Origin of the sequence: Ottowia sp., from assembly GCF_016703145.1 — a bacterium.
Taxonomy (GTDB): Bacteria; Pseudomonadota; Gammaproteobacteria; order Burkholderiales; family Burkholderiaceae_C; genus Ottowia.
Window position 1 is genome coordinate 1,030,315 of the sequence record NZ_JADJCO010000003.1, and the last position, 17,186, is coordinate 1,047,500.

The window sequence follows — 17,186 nt, forward strand, 5'->3', positions numbered from 1 at the left end:
CATCGACTGTGGCGGTACCCCCATTGATCTCACCCGCATGACGAGTGCCGACCGAGAGGCACTGGTGACGTTCGTCGCCGGCTTGCCGGCTCAGGATCTGCTCTTCGTTCCGCGGGACATCAGCCATCCGAAGGTCATCGATGCCTGGATGCGGGCAGTGGACAAGGGGGCGGTCGTCAGCTTGATCGCACGCAGGGGCGACACGATGGTGGGTTGCACGACCATCTTCACCGATACCATGAGTTGGTCCAGGCACGTGGGCGAACTGCGTGTGCTGGTGTCGCCGTCAGGGCGAGGAAAGGGTCTTGGGCGCGCCCTGATCCAGGAGTGCTTCGTCCAGGCGCTGGAGCTCGGACTGAAGAAGCTCATCGCGCAGATGACGACCGACCAAGTGGGTGCCATCGCGGTCTTCGAGGATCTGGGCTTCAAGGCCGAGGCATTGCTGCACCATCACGTCGCCGACCGCAACGGGGCGATGCATGACTTGGTGGTGCTCAGTCACGACGTCGATGCCGTGGCAGCCCGCCAGGACGTGTACGGCGTGAGCGACGCGCTGGGCGGCTGACACGCAGCAAACAACCAAAGAAGGAGACAAGCATGGATATGGGTGCGATGCTCGCGGGCAAGCGGGTGCTGGTGACAGGGGCTTCGTCGGGGCTGGGTGAGAACTTCGCTCGTCTGGCGGCCCGCTGCAAGGCCAAGGTGGTGATTGGGGCGCGGCGCAAGTCCCGGCTCGATGCGCTGGCGAAGGAGTTGACGGAACTGGGCGCACCGGAGGTCACGGTGCTGGAAATGGACGTGGCTTCCGAGGAATCCATCGACGCCGCATTCGCCGAGATCGATGCGTCGGGCGATATGCTCGACGTGGTCGTCAACAATGCCGGCGTCTCCAATGACGGCGTGGCCCTGAAGCTGCCCACGGCGGATTTCGATTCGCTGATGGCGATCAATGTGCGTGGCGTCTGGCTGGTGGCCGTGCGCGCCGCGCAGCGCTGGGCGGCTGCAGGCCGCGGCGGCTCGATCATCAACATTGCGTCGATCCAGGGCGAGCGGGTCATGAACGGCATCACGCCGTACTCCACCTCCAAGGCGGCCGTGGTGCACATGACGAAGAGCCTGGCCCTGGAGTGGGCCCGCTATGGCATTCGCGTCAATGCGATCGAACCTGGCTACATCGGCACCGAGATGACCGATGTGATGTGGGAGACCGACTACGGCAAGGCGCTGATCAAGCGCATTCCCATGCGCCGCCTGGGCAAGCCCGAAGAGCTCAATGGCTTGTTTCTGCTGTTTGCGACGGAAGCAGGCTCCTGGATGACCGGAGCGTGCGTGCCTGTGGACGGTGGGCACTTGTGTTCATCGCTCTAGGGCGATTTCGACGCGCCGATGTGGGCCGCCGCGCTGGAATGGCCTTCGCGGATGTCGCAGTTGGTGCACCTGTAAGCCGTTCGACCGCAGCGGTCTGGGCCGGCTGACTTATCCTGATTCCTGTCGCGGCGCGCGCGCCGCAGCCGGAGTCCGTTTTCACAAAGAAGGAGACAAGACATGAACGACAAGCCCTGGCTGGCTTCCTATCCCTCGAGCATGCAGTGGGATCTCGACATCAAGCTCACTCCGGTGCAGCAGGTTCTGGACGACACGGTCGCCCGCTTTCCCGACAGGCCGGCCATCGACTTCATGGGCAAGGGCCTGACTTATGGGGAGCTGGGCGCGCTCACCGACCGCTGCGCCAAGGGCCTGCAAGCGCTCGGCGTGGGTCCCGGCGTGCACGTGGGCATCTTCCTGCCCAACTCGCCGCATACCATCATCGCCTTCTTCAGCATCCTCAAGGCCGGCGGCACGGTGGTCAACTACTCGCCCCTTGATGCTGCCAAGGTGCTTGAGCACAAGATCGAGGACAGCCAGACCGACTTCCTGTTCACCCTCGATCTGGCGGGGCTGTATCCGCAAATGGCCGCCATGCTCGGCCACACGCGCCTCAAAAAACTCATCGTCGGCAACGTCGCGGAGATGACCGCCATGCCCGATGCCGTGGCCGCCAAGATGAAAGCGGCCAAGGAAACCGCTGATGTCACGTGGGACGATCGGCACGTCACGTTCGCCAGCCTGCTCGACAACGACGGCGCCTACACCCGCCACCCGATCGCCGATCCGGCCGATGCCATCGCGGTGCTCCAGTACACCGGCGGTACCACCGGCTTGCCCAAGGGCGCCATGCTCACGCACGGCAACCTCAGCGCCGCCTGCGCGCAGTACACCGAGTCCACCCACTACGACCCGCCCCTGTTGGAATTCGGCAAGGAGCGGCTGCTGGGCGTGCTGCCGCCCTTTCATATTTTCTCTCTCACGGTCAACATGCTGTTCGGCATCACGCTGGGCGCCGAGATCGTGCAGCACATGCGCTTCGACCCGAAAGCGGCGCTCGAGGACATCGCCAACAAGAAGATCAGCCTGTTCTGCGGCGTGCCCACCATGTTCACGGCCCTGATCTCCCATCCGGACACGCCCAACTACGACCTGCGCTCGCTCAAGTTCTGCGGCTCCGGCGGCGCGCCCCTGCCGGTCGAAGTATCCCAGCGCTACACCGCCATCACCGGTGCCGAGATTTCCGAGGGCTGGGGCATGACCGAGACTTCGCCCACCGGCACCTTCTCGCCCATGCACAAGAGCAAGCCCGGCTCCTGCGGCATTCCCCTGCCCAACATCGTCATCAAGCTGCTGTCGCTGGAAGACCCGAGCCGCTACGTGTCGCCGGGCGAAAAGGGCGAGATGTGCATCCAGGGCCCCAACGTGATGAAGGGCTACTGGAAGAACCCGGAAGCGACGGCCAAGGACACCACCTTCGACGGGCTCTTCCGCACTGGCGACGTGGCCTACATGGACGAGGGCGGCTACGTCTTCATCGTCGACCGCACCAAGGACATGCTGCTGTGCAGCGGCTACAACGTCTATCCGCGCGTGCTGGAGGAGGCCATCTACATGCACCCGGCGGTGCAGGAGGTGGCGGTGATCGGTATTCCGGACGAGTACCGCGGGCAGTCGCCCAAAGCCTTCGTGACGCTCAAGTCGGGTGCCGAGCCGTTCTCGCTGCAGCAGCTGCAGGATTTCCTGAAGGACAAGCTGGGCAAGCACGAAATGGTGCATGGGCTTGAAATCCGGGCTGAACTGCCGAAAACCGCCGTGGGCAAGTTGTCCAAGAAGGATCTGGTTGATGAAGAAGCGCGCAAGCGCGCGGCCACCGCCTGAGTTCCTCAACGGATGATGTTCATGAAAAAAGCAAGTCCTGTTCGCCATGCGCGAGCCATTGCCCTGGCGGCTGTCACGGTTGCCGCCGGTCTGTCTTCCGGCCTTGCATCGGCGCAAACCATCGATGCAGCCCAACTGCAAGACCTGGATAAACGCGCCACCGCCGTGCAGTCCAAGATGGTGGCCTGGCGTCGCGACATCCATGAGCACCCTGAGCTGTCCGGCCAGGAGGTGCGCACCGCGAAGCTGGTGGCCGACCACTTGCGCGCGCTCGGCATGGAAGTCAAGACCGGCGTCGGCGGCACTGGCGTGGTCGGGTTGCTGAAGGGCGGGAAGCCCGGCGGCAAGGTCGTGGCGCTGCGCGCCGACATGGACGCGCTGCCGGTGAAGGAAAACACCGGGCTTCCCTTCGCCTCCAAGGTCGTGGCGCGCAATTTCGGCAAGGATTCGCCGGTGATGCACGCTTGCGGCCACGACGGCCATACCGCCATCCTGATGGGGGTGGCCGAAATGCTGGCCGGCATGCGCGCTCAGCTCCCAGGCACCGTCAAGTTCATCTTCCAGCCGGCCGAGGAAGGACGCTCGGAGGAGCCCAAGCACGAGCATGAGCTCTTTGGCGCCAAGGCCATGATCGCCGAAGGCGCGTTGGACAATCCCAAGGTCGATGCGATCTATGGATTGCACATTTCACCCGCTGGCAAGACCGGCGGCGCCGGCTACCGGGTCGGCCCGCTGATGGCGGGCGCCGATGGGTTCACCATCAAGGTGACTGGCCGCCAGACGCACGGTTCGCGGCCGTGGGACGGCGTGGATCCCATCGTGGCCTCGGCGCAGATCATCAATGGCCTGCAGACCATCGTCAGCCGCCAGCTCAACATCACGGCGGTACCGACGGTTGTGAGCATCGGCGCCATCAATGGCGGCAATCGCGAAAACATCATTCCGGACACCGTGGACATGCTGGGCACTCTGCGCACCTTCGACAACGATCTGCGCGCTGACGCGAAAAAGCGCATCGCCAACACGGCCACGTCGATCGCGGCGTCCAGCGGCGCCAAGGCTGAAGTGCATTTCACCGCCGTGGCCTACCCGCCCACCGTCAATCCGGCCGAGTTGTCCAAGCAGGCCGTGCCGGTCCTGAAGGCGGCCACGGGGGGGCTGGCGGCCGAGGTTCCGTTGGTCAGCGGATCGGAGGACTTCTCGGACTTCCAGCTCAAGGTGCCCGGATTCTTCTTCCTGCTGACCGCGCCGCCCAAGAACCGCCAACCGGCGCCCAACCACTCGCCGCTGTTCGACTTCGACGAGGACGCCATGCCCGTGGGAGCGAAGGCGCTGGCCGCGTTGGCGCTCGATCAGTTGATCCAGCCAAAATAAGAAGCATCGCAACCCCATCCGGATCGGCGCTCTGACGCCGACCCTCATTTCTCTCCCAAAGGTACCCGTATGGACCACTTGAGCAACTTGGACGCCTCGTTCCTGCATTTCGAGACGCCTGAAACGCCGATGCACGTCGGCAGCCTGATCCTTCTGGAACTCCCCGAAGGCTACAAGGGTGACTACTACGAAGACGTGAAGGCCATGATCGGCAACCGCATGCACCTGGCCACGGTGCTGACGCGCAAGCTGGCGCAGATGCCGTTCGAGCTGGCCGAGCCGGTGTGGATCGACGACGACGACATCGACCTCGACTACCACGTGCGCAGCCTGACGCTGCGCCGGCCCGGCACGATGCAGCAGCTGGAACAACTGATCGCGCGGCTGCATTCCACCCTGCTGGACCGCAGTCGGCCGCTGTGGGAGATGTACGTCATCGAGGGGCTCGAGGATGGCCGCGTCGCTTTCTACTCCAAGGCCCACCACAGCGGGGTGGACGGCAAGGCGGGCACCGAAATTGCCAAGGTGCTGTACGATATTTCGCCCAAGATGCGCGAAGTGCCCGCGCCCCGGCGCAGGGCCGGCGGCGGCAAGGGCTACCAGCTCGGCGTGGCCGAACTGCTGCAGGCCGCGGTTTCCAATACGGCCCAGCAATACCGCAAGCTGGCCGAGCTGCTGCCGACGGCGGCGCGGGCGTTCACCACGGCCGGCAACGTCCTGGCCAGCCAGCGGACGGCCCAGGGCGAGCGGCCCCTGACCCTTGGCCTGGCACCCAAGACGATCTTCAACGATTCGATCACCAACCAGCGCTCCTTCACCACCATGTCGCTGCCCTTCGACGAGATGAAGGCGCTCGGCAAGCGGGTCGGCGGCACCGTCAACACCATCGTGATGGCCATGGCCAGCGGCGGTCTGAACCGCTTCCTGAAGCAGCGCGACCTGCTGCCCAAGGAGGCGCTCATCGCCGCCGTGCCCGTCAGCCTGCGCTCAGCGGACGACGACTCGATGAACAACCAGGTGTCGATGGTGCGGGTGGACCTGGCGACCGACCTCGCCGATCCGGTGGAGCGCTTCAAGGCGATCCATGCCTCGTCCGAGGCAGGCAAGGCCGTCGTGCGCGAACTCAAGCCGGTGCTTGGCGTCGACATGCCCATGACCGGCTCGCCCTGGCTCATGACCAGCCTGGCGTCGCTGTACGGCCGCTCCAACCTGGCCAAGCGCCTGCCGCCGATGGCCAACGTGCTGATTTCCAACGTGCCCGGGCCTCAAGTCCAGTTGTACGTGGCGGGCGCGAAGATGGTGAGCTTCTATCCGGTTTCCATCCCTTACCACGGCAGCGCGCTGAACATCACGGTGCAAAGCTACGCCGGTTCGCTCGATTTCGGCCTCACCGCCTGCCGACGCATCCTGTCGCAGGAAGAATCTTACGAGTTGATCGAGCACATGCGCGCCGCCCTCCAGGACATCGCGCGCCTGCCTGGTCAGGAAATCACCGCGGCCGCCGCGGCACCGTCGCAGGACAAGCCGGCCAAAGCCGGCGCCACGGCGGATGCTGCTCCGGCAGCGGCCAAGAAAGCCGCCCGCAAACCCCGCGCAGCCACCCCTGCGAAGAAGGCGGCAGCGACGGCGCGCAAGCCTGCCGTCAAGAAGCAGCGCGAAGCCACAGAGCAGGCGTCCTGAAAGCGCTCCCCCCACACATAGATCATCACACGGAGACAAACCATGGCTCCCCCCCTGCCACAATCAGGACCTGCGGTCCAATACTCCCCCGAGGACGAAGCGCTCTTCTCCAAGATCAGCTGGCGCCTGCTGCCGCTGCTGATCGTCTGCTACATCATCGCCTTCCTCGACCGCGTCAACATCGGCTTCGCGCAATTGCAGATGCGCGAAACGCTGGCCTTCAGCGACGCGGCCTATGCCTTCGGCGCGGGCGTCTTCTTCCTCGGCTACTTCATGTTTGAGGTGCCCAGCAACCTGATGCTGGAGAAGGTCGGCGCGCGCAAGACGCTGCTGCGCATCATGCTCTGCTGGGGCATTGCTGCCTCCGCCATGATGTTCGTCACCACGCCGACGGTGTTCTACATCCTGCGCTTCATCCTCGGCGCGTGTGAGGCGGGCTTCTTCCCCGGCATCATCCTGTATCTCACCTACTGGTACCCCGGCCCCCGGCGCGGCAAAGTGATCGCCCTCTTCATGACCGGCGCCACCATTGCCTATCTGATCGCCGGGCCCCTGTCGGGCGCCATCATGAAGTACATGGACGGCCTGATGGGCTATCGCGGCTGGCAGTGGCTGTTCGTCACGCAAGGTCTGCCCGCATCCATCCTGGGCATCGTGGCCTTCTTCTACTTCAAGGACAAGCCTGAAGACGCCGGCTGGCTCAGCACCCAAGAAAAGCAGCGCCTGCGCAAGGTGCTCGACGACGACGCGGCCGCCAGCGGCCATAGCGCATCGCACGGCTCGTTCGGCGCGCTGCTGACTAGCCCCCAAGTGTGGATGATGGCGCTGGTGTACTTCCTGTTCCTCGGTGCCACCTACGTGATGGTGTTCTGGACGCCCACGCTCATCAAGGGCTGGGGCGTGAAGGACGTGTTCACCGTTGGCCTGCTCTCGTCCCTCGGTCCCGCGGCCGCCATGGTGTCCATGGTGCTGATCGGGCGCAGTTCCGACAAGCACAACGAACGGCGCAAGCACTTCATGTTCTGTTGCACCCTGGCTGCCACCGGCGCGCTGATCGTCATCTTCACGCAGGGCTCGCTGGCGCTCAACCTCCTGGGCCTGGTCATTCTCTCGATCGGCCAGTCGTCGGCCACGCCGCTGTTCTTCACGTCCACCAGCGAGATCATTCCCAAGAAGATCGCCGCTGGCGGCATCGCGCTCGTCAGCAGCCTGGGCAACCTGGGGCCCGCGGTCATGCCCTCGGTGGTGGCTATGGTCAACACCGCTACCGGCACCCCCATCGCCTCGCTCTATCTGGTGGCTGCCCTCTGGTTCGTGGCTGGCCTCATACTCATGGCCGTCGTCAAGGCCAGAACTGCGGCTCATCCCGCACTCGCCGCCGCGTGACGAATCGCTCCCTGCCAACAACCCATTCACCGGAGAAACCCATTCATGGCAACCAGCAAGAAAACCTCCAGCACCATTCCCGGCCTGACCGGCGAGCTGCCGTCCCTCGCCGACCTGACCAAGCTGGCAGAGCAGTTCAAGCTGCCCGGCGTCGATGTCAGCGCGCTCGTCGAATGGCAGCGCAAGGACCTCGAAGCCCTGGCCGAGGCCAACCGCCAGGCTTACGAGGGCATGAAGGCCCTGGCTCAGCGGCAGGCCGAGATCCTGCGCGAGAACCTGTCCGAGTGGCAGGGCGCGATGCAAGGCGCCGTCAGCCCCGACGCGCTGGCCAAGCAGTCCGACGCGGCCAAGCGCGGCGTGCAGCAGGCCATTGACAACTTCCGCGAAATCGCCGCCATGGAGACGGAGACGCGCACCAACGCCTGGAAGGTGGTGCAGGACCGCATGCAGGAAAACATGGCCAACCTGCAGAAGCTGATGCAGGGCAAGAAGTAAGCACCCAAAATGCTATCGTTTAGATAGCTGTTGGCGTCATCCCTATGCGGGCTTGAGGCCAATTTGACTTGAAAGCGGCTTGCGCTTCCGGCGCAAGCCGCTTTTTCGTCTGGCGATGAGCGTGTGGCGCTCAGCGCAGGTTGTTCACGCTCGACGCGCGGCCGGCCCGTAAGCGGCTGGCGAGTAAGCGGCTGGCGATCCCCTCTTGCTCCTTGGCCATAGGCATAGGAGCCTCGTGCCGATGTCAACTTCTGCATGAGTCTCCATGAGCACGACCTCCCTTTCCCCGGACGTGGCTGCACGCCCCTACTTCCGGCACGATCAGCAGTTCAAGGATCGTGTTATCGCAAGCTACAGGCAGTCGCGCCAGACGATCTCTGCCATCGCGCGCTCACACGGCATCCGACCCGATCTGCTGCAACGCTGGATCAGCGATGCGGGCGTGCGCGATGACCATGGGACGGACGATGCTCAAACGACCACCTGCGGCGCAAGCGTCCAGGAACACCACGGCGCCACGATGTTCCTACCCATCTCCATCGAGCCAGGTACCAGCCAGACAGCGCCAAGCATCTGCATTGAGCTGAGCATTGCAGGCACTCAGGTAACCGTGCACTGGCCGGCCAGCGAAGCCTCCTCCTGCGCGGCCTGGCTGCGCGAGGTACTGCTGTGATTCGCATCGATGCCGTATGGCTGGCAGTGCAGCCCATCGACATCCGGGCAGGAGTGGACAGCCTGCTTGCGCGCGTGGTCCAGGTCTTTGGCGCCGCCCACGCACACCACGGCTATCTCTTCGCCAACGTCCGGGCCAACCGCATCAAGCTGGTGGTGCACGACGGCTTCGGCGTATGGTGCGCCACGCGGCGCCTGCACCTGGGCGGCTTCGTGTGGCCGCGTCAAGGTGCGGCGGGCGCCTCTTGCATCACGCTCACGCGCGAACAGTTCGACGCCTTGGTGCTGGGGCTGCCTTGGCAACGCCTGGAGCAACTCAAGACCATCACGCGGATGTGAGCCGCAGGCAAGGCAATCCGAGAATGTCCGATGGCGTTGTAGTGGTCGGCATTCCACAATCAAGACATGCTCGATCTGCACGCACTCAAGGCCCAGGACCTGCGTGCCCTGGACCCTGCTGCGATGGCCCGGCTCGCCGAGCAGATGCTTGCGCACATGGCCGAGCAAACGAGGCAGATCGACGCGCGCGACCAGCAGATCGCCCAGCAGGCGCAGGCGCTCAAGTTCAAGGACGCCAGGATCGAGCGCATCACGTTCGAGCTGGCGCGGCTGAAGGCCTGGAGGTTCGGCGCCAGGACCGAGGCCATGAACGCCGAGCAGCGCCAGTTATTCGAGGAGACACTGGCCGAGGATCAAGCCAGCCTGGAGGCCCAGCTCCATGCCCTGCAGGGCAAGGGTAGCCAGGCATCGGCACCGCCAGCCGACGGACAGGCCCCGCGCAAGCCGCGTCGCCAGGCGCTGCCCGAACACCTGCGCCGTGTCGAGCATCGCCACGAACCCGAAAGCACCTTGTGCCCATCCTTCGGCTGCGGCCAGCCCATGACGCGCATCGGCGAGGACGTCTCGGAGCGGCTGGACATCGTGCCGGCGGAGTTCTTCGTGCACCGCCACATCCGCGGCAAGTGGGTTTGCAAGTGCTGCCTGCGCAAGGGCGAAGGCAGCCTCGTGCAGGAGAGCGTGCTGCCGCAGATCATCGACAAGGGCCAGCCCACGGCCGGGTTGCTCGCGCACACGCTGGTCAGCCGCTTCGTGGACCACCTGCCGTATTACCGGCAAGAGCAGATCAACGCCCGCTCGGGCGTGCACACGCCGCGCTCCACGCTGGCGGCCTGGTCCGGCGCGGCCAGCGCCAGCTTGATGCCCCTGTACGAGGCGCACCGCGCCTTCGTGCTGGGCGCTGCGGTGCTGCACGCCGACGAGACACCGGTGCGGATGCTCGATCCCGGTGCGGGCAAGACCGTCAAGGCCTATGTGTGGGCTTATGCCAGAGGCGAGCATGACGCGATGCCGGGTGTCATCTACGACTTCTGCCGAGGTCGGGGCTCCAGATACCCAGCCGACTTCCTGTCCCAATGGGGGGGCACGCTCAGTTGCGACGATTACGCAGGCTACGACGCCGTGTTCAAACGCCAGGGTTGTATCGAGGCGGGATGCCTGGCACATGCGCGGCGCAAGTTCGATGAACTGGCCAAGGCCCACACCAGCCCCGTGGCCGAGCAAGCCCTGCAGCGCATCGCGTGGCTGTACCGCGTCGAGACCCCAGGCGCGTGGAAAGACGAATGCTGAGCGGCTGGCGCACCGGCAGCAGCATGCCCAGCCGCTGTGGGACGAATTGCACGCTTGGTTATGCCTGGAGCGCGCACGCGTGCCCGACGGCAGCGGCATCGCTGCGGCGCTGGACTACAGCCTCAGACGTTGGCAGGCATTGGGGCGATTCCTGCACGATGGCGCGGTAAGCATCGACAACAACCATATCGAGAACCTCATGCGCCCCTGGGCGATGGGCAGGAAGGCATGGTTGTTCGCCGGCAGTGAACTGGCCGGCCAGCGTGCGGCCATGGTCATGAGTCTGGTGCACTCGGCCAAGTTGCATGGGCACGATCCATGGGCTTACCTCAAGGATGTGCTCGAGCGGCTGCTCTCGCACCCCAACCACCGCATCGACGAACTGTTGCCGCACCGCTGGATGCCTGCCGCTTGAGGACTTCTGCGCTCAGTCTTGCCAGCGTCAAGAGGGGATCGCCAGCCGCTTACGCCGGCCCGTCAGCCGCGCAGCGCCGCCAGCAGCTTCTGCCCAGCGCGGCCGTCGGCCTTCATGCCCAGGCGCTGCTGTTCGGCCTTGATCGCCTCGCGCGTCCGGGCGCCGATCAGGCCGTCGGCCGCGCCGATGTCGTGGCCGCGCGCCAGCAGCAGGGTCTGCAGCTCGCGGTTCTGCGCGCGCGACAGGCCCGGGTCGTCGGTCGGCCAGGGCGCGGCGAAGGCCACGCCGCCGTCCGTCGCGGCCACCAGGTCGGACAGGTGGGCGATGGCCAGCGCGTAGTTCTCGCTGGCGTTGTAGCTGTAGAGCGTGTCGAAGTTGCGTCCGACCAGGAAGGCCGGACCGCCGTCCCGCGTGCGCGCCGGCACCAGCAGGCCGGCGCTGGGCAGGCTGTCTGGCAGCGGTGAGCCGTCGGCCCGGGTGAGCCCGGCGCGGCGCCAGGCGTCGATGGGCTGCTTGTTCTTGCGGCCGGCGCCCGAGGTGTCGAAGCCGGCGGGCAGCCGCACCTCGAAGCCCCAGGGCTCGCCGCGCCGCCAGCCGGCGTTCTGCAGAAAACGGGCGGTGGAGGCCAGCGCATCGGGCACGCTGTCCACGATGTCGCGCCGGCCGTCGCCGTCGAAATCGACCGCGCTGCGGAAGAACGTGCTGGGCATGAACTGCGTCTGCCCGAAGGCGCCGGCCCACGAGCCGGTGAGCTTCTCGGGCGCGATGTGGCCTTCCTGCAGGATGCGCAGCGCGGCGGCGAACTCGCCCCTGAAGTACGCCTGCCGCCGCCCGAAGCACGACAGCGTGGCCAGCGACGCGACCAGCGGCCGCCCGCCCAGGTTCTGGCCGAAGTTGCTCTCCACACCCCAGACGCCGACCACGACCCACGGGGCGACGCCGCTGTGCTGCTCGATCCGGCCCAGCACCTCGCGCCAGCGGGCGAGGGCGGCGCGGCCGTCGGCCACGCGCTCGTCGTCCACCAGCACGGCCAGGTAGTCCCACACGGGCAGGGTGAACTCGGGCTGGCGATCCAGCAGCGGCAGCACCGACGGGTCGGGCGCCAGGCCGTCGATGTGTCGGGCGAAGGTGGCGGCGGTGATGGGGCGGAAGGCCGGCGCATCCTTCAGCCCGGCCAGGCAGGCGCTGAATTCGGCCGTGCCCAGCACCGGCGGCGCCTCCTGCGCCTGGGCCGTGGACACGGCCAGCACGGCGAGGGCGCAGGCCAGGGGACGAAGGTGGTGCCTCGGAAAGATCGGTGGATTCATTCAAAAATAATAGCGGACAGCGTAGATTGCATGCTGGCTGAAGCCTGAAAACGTTTGAAACAGCAGCGTTCCGGTCGAGTCGGCTGGAAGAGCCGGATTCAGAATCGAATCGGCCTCCAGTCCGCACCCAAGCTACGCTGACAGCTATCAAAATAAAAGCGGGCGGACGGGCCCGCTTGGGAAGGAGGACGCCCGAGGCGGGGGTCAGCGCCGGCGCGCTTGTGCCTCGGCCACCGCCAGCGCCGTCATGTTGACCAGCCGGCGCACCGTGGCCGAGGGCGTCAGCACGTGGGCTGGCGCGGCGGTGCCCAGCAGCATGGGGCCAATGGTGACGCCGTGGCCGACGGTGATCTTGAGCACGTTGAACAGGATGTTGGCCGCGTCCAGGCTGGGGCAGACCAGCAGGTTGGCCTCGCCCTCCAGCGTGCTGTCGGGCACGGTGCCGGCGCGCAGCGCGGCCGACAGGGCGTTGTCGCCGTGCATCTCGCCGTCGCATTCGACGTGCGGCGCCAGTTCGCGGAACAGCTCGCGCGCGCGCCGCATCTTCAGCGCCGAGGGGCGCTTGGACGTGCCGAAGTTGGAATGCGACAGGAAGGCGACCTTGGGCGGGATGCCGAAGTTGCCCACCTCGTCGGCCGCCATCTTGGCGATGGCGGCCAGCAGCTCGGGGCCGGGGTCGTCGTGCACGTAGGTGTCGGTGATGAACAGCGTGCGTTCCGGCAGCATGATGGCGTTGAGCGCGGCGAAGCCGGGCGCGCCGGGTTCCACGCCGATGACGCTGCGGATGTGCTCCAGGTGCTGGTCGAAGCGGCCCAGCGTGCCGCACAGCATGGCGTCGGCGTCGCCCAGGCGCACCATCAGCGCGGCGATGAGGCTGGTGGAGCGCCGCACCAGCGCCTTGGCCACCTCGGCGGTGACGCCGTCGCGCGCCATGAGGCCGTGGTAGGCCTCCCAGTACTGGCGAAAGCGCGGGTCGTCCTCGGGGTTGACGTTCAGCACGTCCTGGCCCAGGCGGATGCGCAGGCCGGCCTTCTGGATGCGCTGCTCGATCACGGCGGGGCGGCCGATGAGGATGGGCGCGGCCATGCCGTCGTCCACCGCGATCTGCGCCGCGCGCAGCACGCGCTCGTCCTCGCCCTCGGCGTAGGCCACGCGCTTGCTGCCCGACGCCACCGCCTTGGCGGCGGCGTACACCGGGCGCATCACCATGCCGGTCTGGTAGACGAAGCGGCCCAGGCTGGCGCGGTAGGCGTCCATGTCCTCGATCGGGCGCGTGGCCACGCCGGACTGCACCGCCGCCTCGGCCACGGCGGGGGCGATGCGCAGGATCAGGCGCGGGTCGAACGGCGTGGGGATGAGGTAGTCGGGGCCGAACTGCAGGTCCTTGCCGGCGTAGGCGGCGGCTACCTCGGCGCTGGTCTCGGCCTTGGCCAGGGCGGCGATCTCGCGCACGCAGGCCAGCTTCATCTCCTCGGTGATCTTGGTCGCGCCGCAGTCCAGCGCGCCGCGGAAGATGTAGGGGAAGCACAGGACGTTGTTGACCTGGTTGGGGTAGTCCGAGCGGCCGGTGGCGATGATGCAGTCGGGGCGCACCTCCTTGGCCAGCTCGGGGCGGATCTCGGGCTCGGGGTTGGCCAGCGCCAGGATGATGGGCTGGCCGGCCATGGTGGCCACCATCTCGGCCGTCAGCACGCCGGGGGCCGAGCAGCCGAGGAACACGTCGGCGCCCTGCACCACGTCGGCCAGCGTGCGCGCGCCGGTGTCGGGCTGGGCAAAGCGCGCCTTCGACTCGTCGAAACCGCCCGCGCGGCCGGTGTAGATCAGGCCCTTGGAGTCGCAGGCGAACACGTTGGCGGGCTTCACGCCCAGGGCCACCATCACGTCCAGGCAGGCGATGGCCGCCGCGCCGGCGCCGGAGACGGCGATCTTGACCTGGTCGATCCGCTTGCCCACCAATTCCAGCCCGTTGAGCAGCGCCGCAGTCGAGATGATGGCGGTGCCGTGCTGGTCGTCGTGGAACACCGGGATGTTCATGCGCTCGCGCAGCTTCTTCTCGATGTAGAAGCACTCGGGCGCCTTGATGTCCTCCAGGTTGATGCCGCCCAGCGTGGGTTCCAGCGCGGCGATGATGTCCACCAGCTTATCCGGGTCGCGCTCATCCAGCTCGATGTCGAACACGTCGATGCCGGCGAACTTCTTGAACAGGCAGCCCTTGCCTTCCATCACCGGCTTGCCCGCCAGCGGGCCGATGTCGCCCAGGCCCAGCACGGCCGTGCCGTTGGTGATCACGCCCACCAGGTTGCCGCGCGCGGTGAACTCGGCCGCCTTGGACGGGTCGGCCTGGATGTCCAGGCACGGGTAGGCCACGCCGGGCGAGTAGGCCAGAGACAGGTCGATCTGGTTGGACAGCGGCTTGGTGGGGGTGACGGCGATCTTGCCGCGCGTGGGGCTGCGGTGGTATTCGCGCGCGGCGTCGCGCAGCGCAGCCTCGGCGGGGGTCAGCGGCTTGCTCATGGTGTCTCCGGTATATAGGTCTTGGGGGGCGGGCGCTAGCCTACCGCAAATTCCCGCCTCGCCCTATGTCGGAACCACAAAATTCAAGTCATTTCGAACTCCAGCCCGCATTAGGATTGGGCCAGAAGCTATGTATTCAATAGCGCTCCGGTGCGCGGCGCCGCCCGAGGCTGGCGCGCCAGGCCGGCCCATGCCAGCAGGCCGCGCGCCAGCCGGGCCAGCGCCCCGCCGGCGTCGCGCAGGGCCCGGCGCAGTTCGCCAGCGGGCGCGGCCACGGCGGTTTGCCACGAGACATCGGCAGCGCCGCAAGCCGCGCGCGGCGCCCAGTCGAAGGCGGCGGCCTCGACCGCGTGGGCCGGCGCGCCCCGGGGGTGGATTGGCTCCAGCACCAGCCGGTCGCCGGCCTGCAGGCACAGGCGTTCGCCCGCGCCCAGGTGCACGTCGCCCAGGGCCTGCGCGCTGCGCGGACGCTGCAGCGTGACCCAGACGGCGCCCCGCGCGACGCGCAGCTCGCCCGCCGCGCGCGCCCGCAGGGCCAGCGCCTGGCCCGGCGCCAGCGTGCGTACGGCCGGAGCGGCGGCGGACAGGGTGAGGGATCGGGGGGGCGTCGAACGGGCGCATGGCGGACTCCGGTGTGCGTTGATTCGGGAATGAATCCAGGCCGCCATGGTGCGCGCCGCGCCATTGACAGTCCAATGAATTCACGCCACGCTATTGATTCGCAAATCACATCAATGGCCATGCTTCACTCCCAGACCCACCTGCGCTCGCGTCCCATCCAGGCTGGCCACCTGCGCGCCTTCGAGGCCGTGGCGCGGCACCTCAACTTCCGCGTCGCGGCCGAGGAGATGGCGCTCACGCAGTCGGCCGTCAGCCGCCAGATCCAGGCGCTGGAGGATGAGGTCGGCGTGTCCCTGTTCCTGCGCCACACCCGCGCCGTCGAGTTGACCGCCGCCGGCATGCAGTTGCTGCAGGCGGTCGCGCAGGCGCTGCCGCGCATCGACAGCGCCGTGCGCCAGATCCGCCAGAGCGCCGGGCGCCGGCACGTGGCGGTGACCACCTTCGCCTCGTTCGCGTCGATGTGGCTCATCCCCCGGCTGGAGGCCTTCCAGCGCGAGAACCCCGACATCGACATCCGCATCGACGCCTCGGACACCGCCTTCGACCTGGACGTGGCCGACATCGACATCGCCGTGCGCTACGCCCTGCCCGCGCGCATGTCGCCGGGAGCGCGGCGGCTGTTCGGCGAATCGGTCACGCCCATGGTCAGCCCTTGGCTGCTCAAGGGCGGCCCGGCGCTGAAGAAGCCCGAGGACGTGCTCGGCTTCACCCTCATCGAGGCCGGCGACGCCTACACCCCGCACCTGGAATGGCTGACCTGGCGGCGCTGGCTCGACACCAACGGGCTGGAGCAGGCCCAGCCCAAGCGCTGGCTCAGCTTCAACTACGCCTACCAGATGGTGCAGGCGGCCCTCAGCGGCCAGGGCATCGTGCTGGCGCGTCCGCCCCTGGTGGCCGAGAGCCTGGCGCGCGGCGATCTGGTGGAGGTGTTCGCCGGCGGCCACTTCCCGGCGGCGCGCCTGCATTCGCCCATGGCCTACTGGCTGCTGGTGTCGCCGCGCAGCGCCGCCCGCCCCGAGGTCAGGGCCTTCGCCGACTGGCTGGCCGCGCAGGCGGTGGCCACGCGCGAGGTCACCGGCGAGGCGGGGGACCCGGACGAGATCAACGACCTGGACTGAGGTTTCCCGGCGCCAGCGCCGGATGCCGCGGGAACAGCGCCTGCAGCGTTGGCTGGCGGCGGTCGGCGTCCGAGAGGATGGGGGCCGCGTCCAGCCAAGGCACGTTCAGGTGCGGGTCGTTCCAGGCCACGCCGCCGCGGCCGGCGGGTCGTACTCCTCCGATACGTCGTTCAGGTAATCGGTCTCCGCATGGCAGTAGAAGGCGTTGGCCAGGCCGCGGTGGATGAACAAGCGGTCCAGCCTGCCCGGGCTGTCGCCCAGCAGGAAGCACTCAGTGCGGCCGAAGCTGGGGCTGTCGGGCCGTACGTCGGCCACCACGCAGGTGGCCAGGCCGCGCGGCACGTAGACCAGCTTGTCCCAGGGCTCGATGTGGAAGCCCCGCAGCACCCGGGCCTGCGAGCGCGAGTGGTTGCCTTGCCGCAGCCGGGGTTCGCGGCCAAGCGCCTGGGCCAGTTCGCTGTGCTGGTAGGTGTGCTTGAAAAATCCTCGCGCGTCACGCGCCGCGTCCCAGGTCAGGACGAGCAGGCCGGTGATGGCGGTGGGGCGGACGGGCATGGGAGAGGGTTGTCGAGGGTGTAAGATACATTTTATGACAACACCTCGGGCCACGGTGGTGATTCCGACCTTCGACCACGGTCCGCTGCTCGGCTTGGCGGTGGACAGTGCGCTGCGCCAGAGCGTGCCAGTCGAGGTGTTCATCGTCGGCGACGGGGTGCCCGAGGCCCACAAGGC

Annotated in this window: 15 protein-coding genes and 1 pseudogene (1 of these 16 running past the window's edge); 12 read left to right on the plus strand and 4 right to left on the minus strand. The window is 67.2% G+C overall.

Translation table 11 applies throughout. The features are described 5' to 3' along the window. Positions 1 to 37: 37 nt before the first annotated feature. The 10 genes and pseudogenes from IPG65_RS08640 to IPG65_RS08685 all read left to right on the plus strand — a co-directional run bounded on the left by IPG65_RS08640 (position 38) and on the right by IPG65_RS08685 (position 10,894). The gene (locus tag IPG65_RS08640) at positions 38 to 565 is read left to right on the plus strand and encodes a GNAT family N-acetyltransferase (protein ID WP_293188817.1); all 528 of its coding nucleotides are present in this window, start codon (positions 38 to 40) and stop codon (positions 563 to 565) included. Positions 566 to 597: 32 nt separating this feature from the next. Next, positions 598 to 1,368, plus strand: coding sequence for an SDR family oxidoreductase (locus IPG65_RS08645; RefSeq protein ID WP_293188818.1), 771 nt, complete (start codon positions 598 to 600; stop codon positions 1,366 to 1,368). A 177-nt stretch (positions 1,369 to 1,545) separates the two neighbouring features. Further along, entirely contained in the window at positions 1,546 to 3,246 is a 1,701-nt protein-coding gene (locus IPG65_RS08650) for a long-chain fatty acid--CoA ligase (protein ID WP_293188819.1), read from the plus strand. 21 nt (positions 3,247 to 3,267) lie between these two features. Continuing rightward, positions 3,268 to 4,620 (plus strand): amidohydrolase, encoded by a 1,353-nt coding sequence (locus IPG65_RS08655; protein ID WP_293188820.1) that lies wholly within the window; start codon positions 3,268 to 3,270, stop codon positions 4,618 to 4,620. 69 nt (positions 4,621 to 4,689) lie between these two features. Then, the gene (locus IPG65_RS08660; RefSeq protein ID WP_293188821.1) at positions 4,690 to 6,300 is read left to right on the plus strand and encodes a wax ester/triacylglycerol synthase family O-acyltransferase; all 1,611 of its coding nucleotides are present in this window, start codon (positions 4,690 to 4,692) and stop codon (positions 6,298 to 6,300) included. A gap of 42 nt (positions 6,301 to 6,342) precedes the next feature. After that, a complete protein-coding gene (locus IPG65_RS08665; RefSeq protein WP_293188822.1) occupies positions 6,343 to 7,686 on the plus strand; it encodes an MFS transporter in 1,344 nt (447 codons plus the stop codon). A gap of 45 nt (positions 7,687 to 7,731) precedes the next feature. After that, on the plus strand, positions 7,732 to 8,181 hold the full coding sequence (locus IPG65_RS08670) for a phasin family protein (RefSeq protein WP_293188823.1): 450 nt from the start codon (positions 7,732 to 7,734) through the stop codon (positions 8,179 to 8,181). A 265-nt stretch (positions 8,182 to 8,446) separates the two neighbouring features. Beyond that, positions 8,447 to 8,854, plus strand: coding sequence for a transposase (locus tag IPG65_RS08675; protein ID WP_293188824.1), 408 nt, complete (start codon positions 8,447 to 8,449; stop codon positions 8,852 to 8,854). Then, positions 8,851 to 9,192, plus strand: a complete 342-nt coding sequence (tnpB, locus tag IPG65_RS08680; RefSeq protein ID WP_293188825.1) for an IS66 family insertion sequence element accessory protein TnpB — start codon at positions 8,851 to 8,853, stop codon at positions 9,190 to 9,192. Before IPG65_RS08675 ends, tnpB begins: the two co-directional genes overlap by 4 nt. 123 nt (positions 9,193 to 9,315) lie before the next feature. Continuing rightward, positions 9,316 to 10,894 (plus strand): annotated as a pseudogene (locus IPG65_RS08685) (IS66 family transposase). Positions 10,895 to 10,956: 62 nt separating this feature from the next. Here the strand turns inward: IPG65_RS08685 and IPG65_RS08690 are convergent. The 3 genes from IPG65_RS08690 to IPG65_RS08700 form a co-directional block, all read right to left on the minus strand. Beyond that, entirely contained in the window at positions 10,957 to 12,201 is a 1,245-nt protein-coding gene (locus IPG65_RS08690; protein ID WP_293188826.1) for a lytic murein transglycosylase, read from the minus strand. A 204-nt stretch (positions 12,202 to 12,405) separates the two neighbouring features. Beyond that, entirely contained in the window at positions 12,406 to 14,715 is a 2,310-nt protein-coding gene (locus IPG65_RS08695; protein WP_293188827.1) for an NADP-dependent malic enzyme, read from the minus strand. A gap of 128 nt (positions 14,716 to 14,843) precedes the next feature. Further along, positions 14,844 to 15,383 (minus strand): DUF2917 domain-containing protein, encoded by a 540-nt coding sequence (locus IPG65_RS08700; protein ID WP_293188828.1) that lies wholly within the window; start codon positions 15,381 to 15,383, stop codon positions 14,844 to 14,846. A gap of 72 nt (positions 15,384 to 15,455) precedes the next feature. Here IPG65_RS08700 and IPG65_RS08705 point away from each other — a divergent pair, with 72 nt between their 5' ends. Continuing rightward, complete coding sequence (locus tag IPG65_RS08705; RefSeq protein WP_293190006.1) at positions 15,456 to 16,454, plus strand: LysR substrate-binding domain-containing protein; 999 nt, start codon at positions 15,456 to 15,458, stop codon at positions 16,452 to 16,454. A gap of 105 nt (positions 16,455 to 16,559) precedes the next feature. On the opposite strand, the gene IPG65_RS08710 is transcribed toward IPG65_RS08705, so the two are convergent. After that, positions 16,560 to 17,009 (minus strand): dTDP-4-dehydrorhamnose 3,5-epimerase family protein, encoded by a 450-nt coding sequence (locus IPG65_RS08710; protein WP_293188829.1) that lies wholly within the window; start codon positions 17,007 to 17,009, stop codon positions 16,560 to 16,562. Positions 17,010 to 17,043: 34 nt separating this feature from the next. Here IPG65_RS08710 and IPG65_RS08715 point away from each other — a divergent pair, with 34 nt between their 5' ends. Beyond that, positions 17,044 to 17,186 carry the start of a glycosyltransferase family A protein gene (locus IPG65_RS08715; protein ID WP_293188830.1) on the plus strand. Its footprint extends 667 nt past the window's final position, so 143 of the gene's 810 nt are visible here — the first part of the coding sequence; it begins with the start codon at positions 17,044 to 17,046; its stop codon lies off the right edge, out of view.